The following is a 12,504-nucleotide window of genomic DNA, read 5'->3' on the forward strand; positions in this document are numbered from 1 at the left end:
GCGGAGATCCGCAAGCTGATCGACTACTTGATCAGCAATTTACCCTCGTTTTTCAAGGAACGACTGGCTGCTTGTTACTGCGAAAGTTGAGTTAGGTTCTAAAAACCATTTGGACAGAAAAGCAGGTTTAATTATTTATATCAGTCAAATATATTCAAGTTAAATATATGCTGTTGACAGCTTACCGTTTGCTGTACGCAAACGGTAAGCTGTCATTTATTTTATTGCCAGATAAATCCACGTTTTTTATTTTGTTACTGCAGGAATAGTCTTTATTCTGTCGAATAGTATTTATGAAAAACTAATTTTTAGAATATTTTAACTTTTTTTAAGCAAAAGTGAGGTGGGGCCACATGTCCGGAAAGCAAAACCCCGCGCACCAGGTACTGCTCTGTTGGGTTGCGGCATATGCGGCATCCCTGGGTATAATTTATTTCTGGCAGCCCCATCTGTGGTCGGCGGCGGGCTTACTCACCCTTTCCGGTTTAACGTCAACCCTTTTTTCCATTTATAAGTTGACCCGCACCGGCCATGATAACACCGGTTATGATGAACCATTGGACCCAACGCTACACATAGCCAACCAAACGCTGCCCATTTTGCGCCAGGGACTCAACGAAGAAACCGCACAAAAAACAGCCCAGATCATCCGCCGGAGTGCGGACGTGGCTGCGGTGGCCATTACAGACCGGGAGAGGGTGCTGGCCTATATCGGCGCCGGCTCTGACCATCACAAGGCCGGTGGCCCCATAATGACCGTCGCAACCAAAGAAGTCATCCAGACCGGTGAAATAAAAGTAGTGCGTGACGGATATGGGCTGGACTGCCCGGTGCCCAATTGCCCGCTGCAGTCGGCGGTTATCGTACCGCTACAGTGCAGGGGCGAAATAGTGGGCACGGTCAAACTATACCAAACGCAGCAGGGCGCCATGCCCCACTCGGTGGTTAAACTGGCCGTAGGAGTAGCCCAGCTTCTGGGGATGCAAATGGAACTGGCCGAAGTGGACCGGCAGGCCCAACTGGTTACCAAAGCCGAACTGGATGCCCTGCAGGCCCAAATAAACCCACATTTTTTATTCAATACTCTGAATACCATTATAATGTTCAGCCGGACCAACCCGGAAACCGCCAGGCGCCTTTTAATCAGATTGGCTTCTTTTTTCCGCCACGCCTTGAAACGGCACGGACATTTCAATACACTAAAAGAAGAGATAGAGTATCTGAACACCTACCTGGTGCTGGAAAGGGCCAGGTTCAGAGACAAATTGCGCGTCGTGCGGGAAATTGACGAGGAACTGCTGGAATACAAGGTGCCGGTGCTGACCATTCAACCACTGGTGGAAAACGCCATCAAGCACGGTATTTTACCCAAGCCGGGGCAGGGAACCGTACAAATTACGGTAAGCCGACATGAAAACGAAATGTTGCTGGTCATCAGGGACGACGGTGTGGGAATAGACCCTGCGCTGCAATCCAAGGTGTTGACACCGGGCTTTGGTTCGGGCAACGGGGTCGGCCTGAGTAACGTGCACGAAAGATTGAAAGGGTTGTTCGGTAAAGAATACGGACTGCGCATCGTCAGCGTACCCAATGAGGGTACATCCATATATGTAAGAATACCATTGATGAAGAAAGAAATTACTTCGGAGAAGGAGGGGGCAGCCGGTGAAGCTTAAAGCGCTAATTGTTGATGATGAGTACCCTGCCCGTCAAGAACTACGTTACCTGTTGAATAACTTTGACAATATTGAGATTGTGGGCGAAGCGGCCAACGCCCAGGAAGCCCTGGCTTTAATCAAAGCACTGGATTACCAGGTGCTGTTTCTGGACGTTTCCATGCCCGGCATGACGGGGCTGGAACTGGGCGCGGCAATACAGGAACTGCCCAAGCCGCCCCATGTCATATTCATTACCGCCTATGACGAATATGCCCTGCAGGCCTTTGAAGTCAACGCGGTGGATTACCTATTAAAACCGGTGGAGCCCGGGCGTTTAAAAAAAGCAATTGATAAAGTAATTAAAGCATATCAGGAAGTGGCTGCCGGTGCTTCGGAAAAAGAAACGCCGGAAACAGGCAAGGGTAAGCCGGATGCCGCACAGATTAAAATAGACCGCATTCCGGCTGAAAAACAGGGGAAAACGGTGCTGGTTGCAGAATCAGACATTTTTTACGCTTTTACCGAGCAAGATTATATTTATATCAAGACATTCAATGATAAACTTTTGACTCGCTTTACATTAAAAGATCTGACCGCCCGGCTCAATCCCCAAATGTTTTTCCGCACCCACCGCTGTTACCTGGTTAACCTGCATAAAGTTAAGGAGATCGTGCCTTTCTTTAACGGAACATATAACCTGGTAGTGGAGGATAAAGAGCAAAGCGAAGTGCCGGTCAGCCGGGCCCAGGCTAAAAAACTAAGAAAAATTCTCGGTTTTTAAGAGCCCCTTCTTATGTGGACAGGGCTTTCTTTGTTGATTATGCATATATCCACCAGCGCAAGTTAAAAATATAAAAAACTAGCATTGGTGGGATAATAATGCAGGCAGTATGGGAAATGCTCAGTGATAAAAAAATTTGGTCCCTACTGGGTAATGTTGACCGCACAATTGACGAGGACATAGTCAGACTAATGTTTATAGAACTGTTCAGCCGGTTAAAGTCCCTGGAGGAAGAAAACCTGGCCCTGCGCATATTGTTGACAGAAGAAGGTATTGTGGACCAGGACCTGTTCAATTCCGTACGCAAGGCGGTACGGGATTTCTTAAAAATCAAGGAAGAACAGGCGGCCCAGGAAAGTGATTTTTTCGCCAGTTCAGGCGTGTCCTTTCCCGAGTGGGTGAATTTCAAGCTGCGGGGGGAATTTAATAATCCTTTTGATCAATGAACAATGCAAATTACGGTAATCTGAAAACCTGCCCGGCAGGTTTTTTGTTTCGAGCGTGGAATTTACTTGAACAGTATTAAATATATCCCACAGAAAGAGTGGTAATTCAATTGGGGTAATAGCCATCGGTACAGATATAATTGAAATTGACCGTATTAAAAAGCTGGCACAAAATCATGGAGAGCACTTCCTAAAACGAGTGTTCACGCCGGAGGAAATTGCTTTCTGCATGCACCGCCGCGACCCCTGGCCCTGCCTGGCGGCCCGGTTTGCCGCCAAGGAAGCGGTATTTAAGGCTTTGCAAACCGGAGTTACCGCCTGGCAAGAAGTGGAGGTCCGCGGAGGCGGCGACCGGCCGGTGCAGATAGCCCTGACCGGGGCAACCCGGCAGATAGCCCGGGCCAGGGGAGTCGCCAACGTATTATTATCAATCGCCCATGACCGTGGCCGGGCAGTAGCCTTTGCCACAGCACTGGGCGGGGAGGTGAGTTAACATGCGGCTGGTGACCGCCGGGGAAATGGGTGCTATGGACCGGAAGGCCATCGAAGATTACGGAATTCCCGGTATGATCCTGATGGAAAATGCCGGATTACGGGTCGTGGAAGTAATTAGCGGGTTGCTGAACGACCTGAACGGCAAAAAAGTAGTAGTTGTTGCCGGCAAGGGCAATAACGGCGGGGACGGTTTCGTGGTGGCACGACACCTGCATAACCGTGGCTCGGAAGTGCAGGTATTCCTGGCCGCGGAGCAAGAGCAGATCAAAGGCGACGCCCAGATAAATCTTAATATCTGGCAACGCATGGGGCAAAAAGTTTACTCACTGACTAAAAACAACAACCTCAATCTATTGCGGTTGGCCCTGATGAACGCCGATTTGGTGGTGGACGCCCTGTACGGAACGGGATTCAAGGGAGCCATACGGGAGCACATGGTGCCCGTGATCGAGGCCGTCAACGGCTGCGGAAAAGCCGTGGTGGCGGTGGATATACCGTCCGGTTTGGAAGCCGATACCGGCCGGGTATACGGGCCGTGTATATATGCCGCCCATACAATTACTTTTGCCCTGCCCAAACTGGGGCTGGTGCTGCCGGACGCACGGGAGTTCGTCGGCCAACTGCACATAGTAGATATCTCCATACCAAGCGCTGTAACCGCCGGGGCAGAAAGCCAACGGTTTTACATAACCGACCGGCTGGTACGTGACTGGTGGCCCCGCCGCCGCGGCGGGGCACATAAGGGTAACTTCGGACGGGTGCTGGTGATTGCCGGTTCCCGGGGTATGTCCGGAGCAGCGGTGCTGGCTGCCCAGGCAGCGGCCCGGTCCGGAGCCGGCCTTGTCACCCTGGGGGTTCCCGCGGGCATACATGACATAGCCGAGGCCAAGTTGACCGAAGTAATGACTTTCCCGCTGCCGGAAAACGAAAGGGGTACATTTAGCTGCTCCGCCCTGGATGAAATACAAAAACGTGCCCGGTCGTCCGATATACTGGTACTGGGCCCGGGCCTGGGCGCAAATAATGATACAGCCGCGCTGGTTAAGGAGTTGCTATTAAAAATAAATACTCCCTGTGTGCTGGACGCCGACGGACTCAACGTCATGGTGGGCAAAACCGAACTATTCAAATTAGTAAAAGCGCCGCTGGTGCTTACACCCCACCCGGGGGAAATGTCCCGGCTAACCGGGAACAACACCCGACAAATCCAAGACGCCCGTCTGGAAACAGCCGCCGGGAAGGCGGCGGATTGGCAATGCATACTGGTGCTCAAGGGAGCGGGTACGGTGGTGGCCGGCCCGGACGGCACCTTGTTCATAAATGGGACGGGCAACCCGGGCATGGCCAGCGGTGGAACAGGCGATGTTTTGGCCGGGCTAATCGGCGGCCTGATTGCCCAGGGTATGACACCCCTGCATGCCGCCGCAGCGGGTGCCTACCTACACGGCCTGGCCGGCGATGCCGCCGCCACAGAGCGGGGCATGGCCGGCTTGCTGGCCTCAGACCTTTTGGAACAGTTACCCGATGTGCTAAAAAAATTTGAATTGTAACCGGTAAGCGAGAAGTTTACCAGCCTAAAGCCATATGCTTATTAAAAAAACAGATTACGAGTATTTTAAAGACAAGGGGGTATAAACTTTGATTATTGGTGTGCCCCGCGAAATCAAACCCCGCCGGAGGAATACCCGGCCCTACTAGCCAACGGCCCGGCCCAGACGGTTTTATAGTTTCGCCATGGCCGGGGAACTGTCCGCTACCACAGCCCGGTACGGCAAAAAAGCAATTGTGCACATAAAAGTCGATACCGGCATGGGCCGGCTTGGTTTTCCGTGCAACCGGGACGCCGTCAGGGAAATTGCCGCCGTCGCCGCCCTGCCCCACCTGGAAGTGGAGGGCATTTTTACCCATTTTGCCGCCGCAGATTGCCGGGACAAACGGTATACCAAGGAGCAATTGGTGAAATTTACCGGGCTGCTGGAGGCCCTCGACAGGGAAGGCTTAGAATTAAATTGGAAGCATGCTGCCAACAGCGCCGCCCTGATAGACCTGCCGGAAACCCATTTGAACATGGTCCGGGCCGGAATCGCCATGTACGGCATCTACCCTTCAAACGAAGTAAATACCTATCGCGTGTCCCTGCTGCCCGCCATGACCCTTAAAGCCAGGGTATCCGCAGATGAAATTGCTGGCAAAATCGGCACCATTGCCTATGAAGTATTGTGCATGGTCAGTTCCCGTGTACCCCGTATTTATTATCAAGGGGGCAGACAACACGTTTAAGCGGCATGCCGGCATTCTTTAATGTCTGAACTCCCATCGCCAAAGGATAAAGCCTTCTTGGGGCAGCTGTACACGCACGAAGAACATCTTAAACAGTCGCTGTGATCCCTGGAACCGTCTTTACCAAACTCATTGGGCGCAAGCTGCATGGGGCAAGCTCTGGCGCAAAGCCCGCAGGATACGCAATTGCTGCCGGCTGTCAGCGGCTTTTTGCCCCGGGCAATCCAGTGCGCTACAGTACCCATGGGGCAAATATGGCACCAGGTACGGGGGTGAATACCCCACCCCAACAAAATACCCACCACCGTGGTCACGGTAAGTACCCGCACCAGGGCCAGTCCCATAGCGGACAGGTTGCCCCAGTTCAGGTAAAACTGAACACCGATAACGGTAAAAATCAACAACACCATAAAGGCCCGCACTGCTTCATGTCTGAAAAATTTAGGAATGGTTATTTTGCGGCTGATTGGCCCCAGTGCCAGATCCAGGAAAGCACCCCGGGGACACATCCAATCACACCAATTGCGCCCCCTGAAAAAGGAGAGACCGACAGCACCCAGCATGCACCCGAATAGTAAGAATCCCAGCATGGGGTAAAACCACCCACCAATTGCCACCAAAGGAAGCCCCACCCAGGTAAAGGCCTGCCGGTTTACTCTGCGCAACAAAACCCGGTTGTTTTTCATTATAATTCCTCCTGTCACTATATTTAATTATTTATATATTATATTATATTAATATATGAAAATCAGTCAATAGCTTTTAAAAAGATTTTACTTAATAAAACACAGTCTTAATAGCTATTGCTCACGCCGGCAAAAGACAGCTATAATAAAAATTGATCATGGGAACAAAATAGTTAAAGGATTAATTAAATGGCTGCAGAAGTATATATATTAAAGCAGTCTGGCATATATTTTTCATCAGAGGAGGGGGGGTATATATGGCAAGCCCGCGGGTTAAAAACAGTTACCAGGAGGCAGCCTTGTCCTGGATACGGGTTCTGGCTTTTACAGTCGTAGTCCTTATCGTTGGTTTTTCCGCCTGGCTTACGGCGGTTGTGGCCGGCGCCACCTGGGGTCTGGCCGCTGCCATAGGAGGTTCACTGGCCGGAGTGGCCGGCTTTTTGATGCTGGCGTGCGGCTCCCTTTACGAGGTGGGGCATTTTACCTGTCCGGCATGCGGCCATTCCGACAAGGTATTGAAACAAATTGGTTACTACAATTGCTTTAACTGCGATACCAAGTATTATGTTTATGACAACGAAATCAAGGAACTGGGCGCATAATTTGCATACCATCGTGCCAACCGCGGTCACGCCGCGGTATTTTTGTGTCTTAGCCAGGGAATGTTCATATAATATATAACCGCAATACAAAAGGGGTGGTGGGCATTTCTTCCGTAGGTTTATTAATGCTCGGAGTGCTGGTGGGCACCCTGGCCAGTTTTACCGGGCTGGGAGGCGGCTTTTTAGTGGTGCCCCTGCTGCTGTTCATGGGCTACTCCGCCGCCAAGTCAGTGGGCACTTCATTTTTAACTATTTTTATCATTTCCATATCCGCGCTGCTGGCACATAATAAACTGGCCAATGTAGATTACCGATTGGGCGTGCTGTTGGGGATCGGAGGCATCATTGGCGCCCAGATCGGTTCCCGACTGGTGGAACACGTCCCCGAAGCTGTATTCAACAAAATATTTGCCCTGATTCTGGTTTTTTTGGCAATACGCATGTTTCTTGCAAAGGGATAAGTGGTTTACAAGTGTTGCAGTCCAATGTTATAATCTGTTGTAAATAAAATATTAAATAAGCTCGGCAGTCGAGCAGAGATGAGATTAGCTAGTTCGAGGAGAGCATAGATGAGCCGGAAAGGCAGAAGCAGCCGGTGCTCATTTGAGTGCCGGCTTTTATATTTCCTCCTCGCACTGCCAAAGGAGGTGCCCCGGTTACTAAAAACATTCCACTTTAAGTGTATGTTCGAAAAGGAGCACGATAGACACGAGAATTTCAAGGCGGTGAAGGCTTTGAGGAGCGGAGCGTATATATAATACGTGAGCACCGGAAAAGCCGAGCCAACGCAGCTGGTAAGGCACGCTATAATCAGTTCCCTTAGCGTGCGCCTTTCCATAGTTTAGTCCTTAGCCCTTGCCATTTGGTCGTCGGTAGTCGGTTTTCTCGGGTATTCCTTTGGGGTCAATTTAACCCTTTGCATTACCCTTTAATACCGACTACCGACCACTGACCACTGACGACCTATTTTAGGCAAGGATTTAGTTCTAAAGTGAAATTAGACGTGGATCTCGCGCGGACTTTTCGAACAACCTCTTTAAGGACAATCGTTAAACCACGTTTCCTAAAGCGGCGCTAATTTCGCCTGAATTTACCTTGCGGAACAACAGCCCAATTGTTTTTAAAAATTGTTTAATCTATTAATTACGGGGGAGAATGATTATGATTAAACATTTAATGAAGAGAAATTTACTGATCCTGACAGCCGTGCTGTTTATAGTTTTTGCCGCCTCCGGGTGCAATGGAAGCGAGCAGGCGCAGCAAGGTGAAAGCGATACCAAAGTTTACCGCGTCGGCGTTACCCAGTTCCTGGAGCACCCGGCGCTGAACTTGGACCGGCAGGGTTTTCTGGACCAAATGAAAAAAGAAGGTTTTTTTGAGGGAGAGAACATCCAGTTTGATATTCAAAACTCCCACGGCGACCCCAACCTGGCCAAAACAATTGCCGATAAATTTGTCGCCGACAAAGTGGACGCCATTCTCGCCATCACCACGCCCAGTTCCCAGGCCGCAGCCATGGCTACCAAGGGCAGCGATATACCCATGGTGTTTATTGCGGTTTCCGACGCGGTGGGATCTGGACTGATTAAAACCACGGACCAGCCCACCGGCACCAACATCACCGGCGTTTACAGCGCTGACCCGGTGGAGCAGCAGATGGACCTTATTGAAGAAATGGTTTCCGGCATGCATAAATTGGGGCTTATCTATAACCCCGGTGAACCAAACTCGGTAAGCAACACCAACCGCGCGAAAGAATACGTAAAGGGCAAGGGTTGGGAAGTGGTGGAAGCACCCGTAAATAGCAGTAACGAGGTGCAGGCAGCCGCGCAGTCACTGGTGGGCCGGGTGGATGCCGTATTCGTGCCCCAGGATAACACCGTGATCTCCGCCCTGGAGGCGCTGCTGAAAGTCTTGCAGGACAACAATATTCCGCTGTTTACAGGCGATACCGAATCAGTAAAACGGGGGGCCATAGCCACCATCGGCAACGATGAATACGATTGCGGGCGTCAGGGCGCCACTATGTTGGCCAGGGTCTTAAGGGGCGAGAAAGCGGGAGATATAATGCCTGAGGAAATTCGCAAGCGCAGTTTAATGGTTAATAAATCAGCGGCACAAAAAATTGGCCTTGAAATTCCGCAAACCGTGCTGGACCGGGCGGATGAAGTTGTAGAATAACCACTTATTTTCTTATTTAGAAAGAAGGAGCGGCCTATGGACAGCGTAATTATTAATTCTCTGCAGCAGGGGCTGATATTTGCCTTTATGGCGCTGGGAGTGCTGCTGACCTTCCGGCTTCTCGGGTTTCCCGATCTGACGGTGGAGGGTACTTTCCCCCTGGGGGCCGCGGTCACCGCGCGAGCGGTGGTTGAAGGCGTTGACCCGCTGCTGGCGGTCCTGCTGGGGGCGCTGGCCGGGGGTGCCGCGGGAGCGGCCACCGGCCTGATGCATACCAGGCTGAAGGTCAATAACATCCTGGCCGGCATCTTGACTGCCAGCGCCATATACACGGTAATGTTGCGCACCATGGGCCGTCCCAATACGCCACTACTGGCTTATGAAAATGTTTACGGACAGGTGCTGGGCTGGTTCGGGCTGGGTGAAACGCACCTTAGCGTCATTTTTACGCTGCTGGTATTGACCCTGGCCGTACGGGTGGTGCTGGGCTGGTTTTTGAACACGGACCTGGGGCTGGCCGTACGAGCCACGGGGAGCAACGAGCGTATGATCAGGGCACTGGGTGTGAACACCGACAACACCAAGCTGCTGACCCTGATAATAGCCAACTTTTTGGTAGGCCTTTCCGGTGCCCTGGCCTGCCAGGCCCAGGGCTTCGCCGATGTGGGCATGGGCATCGGAGTACTGGTGGCGGCCATAGCCTCGGCCATACTGGGGGAAACTATTTTCGGCGGCAACCGGGTGGGCCGCCTGCTGACCGGGGCGATTTTGGGCTCTATAGTTTACCGGGGGCTGTTGGCCCTTGGTCTGCGGCTGGGGTTGCCCGCCGAAGACTTCAAACTTATGACCGCCCTGCTGGTACTGCTGGTTTTGACCCTGCCCAACATGGAAATTGGCAATCGTATGGCGAAAGGGCTGCCGAAAAAAGCCCGGTTGTTCTGCCGGCAGGCCATTTTTTCACCGGGCGCTGCCGGAAAAACCGCCGGCGCAAGGAACCACGGTCGGGAGGTAGACAATTGATTAACTTGACCGGTATTAATAAATACTTTTTTGTCAATACACCAAACGAAATAAAAGCGCTGGATAATATAAACCTTCAGGTAAACCCTGGCGATTTTATCACCATCATCGGCAGTAACGGCGCCGGAAAATCAACCCTGTTAAAGGCTGTGGCGGGGGTAATACCGGTGGACTCCGGATGCATCGAAATAGATGGGCAAGACGTGACCAACCTCCCCGAACACAGGCGGGCCGGCGACATCGGACGCATCGACCAGGATCCCATGGCCAGCACCGCCGCCGAACTGACCATTGAAGAAAACCTGGCTATAGCCTGTCTGCGTGGGCAACGGCGCGCTTTGGCCAGGGCAGTCACCCGCCCGCGCCTGGAACGATTCCGGCAAGCCCTGCGGGATACCGGGTTGGGCCTGGAGGACCGGCTGCGGGTGCCGGTGGGCACCCTTTCCGGCGGCCAGCGGCAGGCGCTGGCCCTGGTAATGGCCACCATGACCCGACCCCGGCTGCTGCTGCTCGACGAGCATACCGCCGCCCTCGACCCCAAAGCGGCAAGCCTGGTCATGGATATAACCGAGCGTATAGTAAACAGGCATCAATTAACCACCTTAATGATCACTCACAACATGGAACAGGCGCTGCGTTTCGGCAACCGGTTGATTATGATGCATAGGGGTCGGATAATCCTGGATATCGGATCTGATGAGAAGAACAGGCTGACGGTGGCTGAACTGATCGCCAAGTTTGCCTCGTGCAGCGGTACGGTATTTGATAATGACCGGGCCTTGCTGGCGTAATAAAACCTTGCAGTCATTCGTTTAACACGAGTGGCTTTTTTGTAGTACCTATAATTCATTTATCCAAAATGACAATGGATACAATATAACAGATGATTTATCCTTGCGCGCATTTGCTTAACGCAATTGATTTATAGATTAAGATTCATTTATTCCGGATAACCTGGAGGAATCAAGCTATTTATGTCGAATGGTTATTTGGATTTTGGAGATGGCTTGAGTTTTAGAGAGGAGTATATGATCCATGCCTGAAAAAGTATTACCGTTTACAAAAGAACAACTGATGCAGATAATCGAACAGTACCCCACCCCGTTTCACATTTACGATGAGGCGGCAATCCGAAAAAACGCCCGTAATTTAGTCCAGTCGTTTGACTGGGCGCCGGGATTCAAGGAATATTTTGCGGTAAAAGCCACCCCCAATCCATATATAATGAAAATCCTGAAAGAAGAGGGGTTTGGCGCTGACTGCAGCTCTTTGCCGGAATTGATTCTGGCGGATAAAGCGGGAATACGCGGTGAAGACATCATGTTTTCTTCAAACGATACCCCGGCGGAGGAATACCAGGTGGCCAGGGAACTGGGGGCTATTATCAACCTCGATGATATCAGCCATATTGATTACCTGGAAAAGCATGCGGGGATACCGGAAGTGATTTCTTTTCGCTATAACCCCGGGCCATTACGCAAAGGCGGCAATGCCATCATCGGTAAACCGGAGGAAGCCAAATACGGACTGACCCGAGAACAGATTTTTCAAGCTTGTGAAATCATGCGGAACAAAGGCGTTGGGCGCTTTGGCCTACATACCATGGTTATTTCCAATGAGTTGGACCCCACTTACTTTATAGAAACGGCTAACATGATGTTTGACTTAGCAGTGGAAATATATCAGAAGCTAAATATCCGCGTTGAATTTGTAAATTTGGGCGGCGGTATCGGCATACCCTACCTGCCGCATGAAGAACCTGTAGATTTGCATTATGTAAGCCAGGGCATAAAGGATGCTTACGAAAAAAAGATTACCCCCAACGGATTGCACCCGTTGAAACTGGCCATGGAAAGCGGTCGGATGATTACGGGCCCGTATGGATACCTGGTTGCCACAGTACTGCACAAAAAAGAGATCTACAAAAACTACGTAGGGCTGGACGCCTGCATGGCCAACTTGATGCGCCCGGGTATCTACGGTGCGTACCACCACATTACCGTGGTCGGCAAAGAAGATTGGCCACACGATCATATTTACGACGTGACCGGTTCGTTATGTGAAAACAACGATAAGTTTGCCATTGACCGAAAACTGCCTGAAATCGAAATAGGCGACATATTGGTAATACACGATACCGGGGCGCACGGTCATGCCATGGGATTCAACTATAACGGAAAGCTGCGTTCCGCCGAATTGTTGCTCAAACCCGACGGAACCGTGGAAATGATTCGGCGGGCGGAAACAATAGATGATTATTTTGCCACGTTGGACTTTTCTAAACTGTAAACCTTTCTAATTCCGAAAGGGCGGAAGCTATGGGTTGTAGCGTCCGCCTTTTCCCCATTTTTTTAC

13 protein-coding genes are annotated in these 12,504 nt (G+C 51.2%); 12 read left to right on the top strand and 1 reads right to left on the bottom strand.

Annotated elements, in window-relative coordinates; all coding sequences use genetic code 11:
- The first annotated feature begins 353 nt into the window (after positions 1 to 353).
- The 6 genes from BM299_RS12165 to BM299_RS12190 all read left to right on the top strand — a co-directional run bounded on the left by BM299_RS12165 (position 354) and on the right by BM299_RS12190 (position 5,660).
- Positions 354 to 1,676 (top strand): histidine kinase, encoded by a 1,323-nt coding sequence (locus tag BM299_RS12165; RefSeq protein WP_092484590.1) that lies wholly within the window; start codon positions 354 to 356, stop codon positions 1,674 to 1,676.
- Positions 1,666 to 2,439, top strand: coding sequence for a LytR/AlgR family response regulator transcription factor (locus tag BM299_RS12170; RefSeq protein WP_092484593.1), 774 nt, complete (start codon positions 1,666 to 1,668; stop codon positions 2,437 to 2,439). Before BM299_RS12165 ends, BM299_RS12170 begins: the two co-directional genes overlap by 11 nt.
- Positions 2,440 to 2,537: 98 nt before the next feature.
- On the top strand, positions 2,538 to 2,885 hold the full coding sequence (locus BM299_RS12175; protein ID WP_245779762.1) for a hypothetical protein: 348 nt from the start codon (positions 2,538 to 2,540) through the stop codon (positions 2,883 to 2,885).
- Positions 2,886 to 3,009: 124 nt separating this feature from the next.
- Positions 3,010 to 3,378 carry a holo-ACP synthase gene (gene acpS / locus BM299_RS12180; RefSeq protein ID WP_281246378.1) on the top strand — a complete coding sequence of 123 codons (369 nt, stop codon included), beginning with the start codon at positions 3,010 to 3,012 and terminating at the stop codon, positions 3,376 to 3,378.
- A 1-nt stretch (position 3,379) separates the two neighbouring features.
- Positions 3,380 to 4,930, top strand: a complete 1,551-nt coding sequence (locus tag BM299_RS12185; RefSeq protein WP_092484602.1) for an NAD(P)H-hydrate dehydratase — start codon at positions 3,380 to 3,382, stop codon at positions 4,928 to 4,930.
- A 184-nt stretch (positions 4,931 to 5,114) separates the two neighbouring features.
- A complete protein-coding gene (locus tag BM299_RS12190; protein ID WP_092484605.1) occupies positions 5,115 to 5,660 on the top strand; it encodes an alanine racemase in 546 nt (181 codons plus the stop codon).
- Here BM299_RS12190 and BM299_RS12195 read toward each other — a convergent pair.
- Positions 5,657 to 6,346 (bottom strand): 4Fe-4S binding protein, encoded by a 690-nt coding sequence (locus BM299_RS12195; protein WP_092484608.1) that lies wholly within the window; start codon positions 6,344 to 6,346, stop codon positions 5,657 to 5,659. The two genes, BM299_RS12190 and BM299_RS12195, sit on opposite strands and share 4 nt — an antisense overlap.
- Before the next feature lie 257 nt (positions 6,347 to 6,603).
- Between BM299_RS12195 and BM299_RS12200 the strand changes: the two genes are divergently transcribed.
- The 6 genes from BM299_RS12200 to BM299_RS12230 all read left to right on the top strand — a co-directional run bounded on the left by BM299_RS12200 (position 6,604) and on the right by BM299_RS12230 (position 12,438).
- Positions 6,604 to 6,948 (top strand): hypothetical protein, encoded by a 345-nt coding sequence (locus BM299_RS12200; RefSeq protein WP_092484611.1) that lies wholly within the window; start codon positions 6,604 to 6,606, stop codon positions 6,946 to 6,948.
- A 125-nt stretch (positions 6,949 to 7,073) separates the two neighbouring features.
- Positions 7,074 to 7,409, top strand: a complete 336-nt coding sequence (locus BM299_RS12205; RefSeq protein ID WP_092484614.1) for a sulfite exporter TauE/SafE family protein — start codon at positions 7,074 to 7,076, stop codon at positions 7,407 to 7,409.
- A gap of 700 nt (positions 7,410 to 8,109) precedes the next feature.
- Positions 8,110 to 9,129 (top strand): ABC transporter substrate-binding protein, encoded by a 1,020-nt coding sequence (locus BM299_RS12215; RefSeq protein ID WP_165608302.1) that lies wholly within the window; start codon positions 8,110 to 8,112, stop codon positions 9,127 to 9,129.
- Between the two features lie 36 nt (positions 9,130 to 9,165).
- On the top strand, positions 9,166 to 10,149 hold the full coding sequence (locus BM299_RS12220) for an ABC transporter permease (RefSeq protein ID WP_092484622.1): 984 nt from the start codon (positions 9,166 to 9,168) through the stop codon (positions 10,147 to 10,149).
- Complete coding sequence (locus BM299_RS12225; protein WP_092484625.1) at positions 10,146 to 10,940, top strand: ABC transporter ATP-binding protein; 795 nt, start codon at positions 10,146 to 10,148, stop codon at positions 10,938 to 10,940. Before BM299_RS12220 ends, BM299_RS12225 begins: the two co-directional genes overlap by 4 nt.
- A gap of 244 nt (positions 10,941 to 11,184) precedes the next feature.
- The gene (locus tag BM299_RS12230) at positions 11,185 to 12,438 is read left to right on the top strand and encodes a diaminopimelate decarboxylase family protein (RefSeq protein WP_092484628.1); all 1,254 of its coding nucleotides are present in this window, start codon (positions 11,185 to 11,187) and stop codon (positions 12,436 to 12,438) included.
- The last annotated feature ends 66 nt before the right edge of the window (positions 12,439 to 12,504 follow it).

The organism is Desulfoscipio geothermicus DSM 3669, assembly GCF_900115975.1.
Taxonomy (GTDB): Bacteria; Bacillota; Desulfotomaculia; order Desulfotomaculales; family Desulfallaceae; genus Desulfoscipio; species Desulfoscipio geothermicus.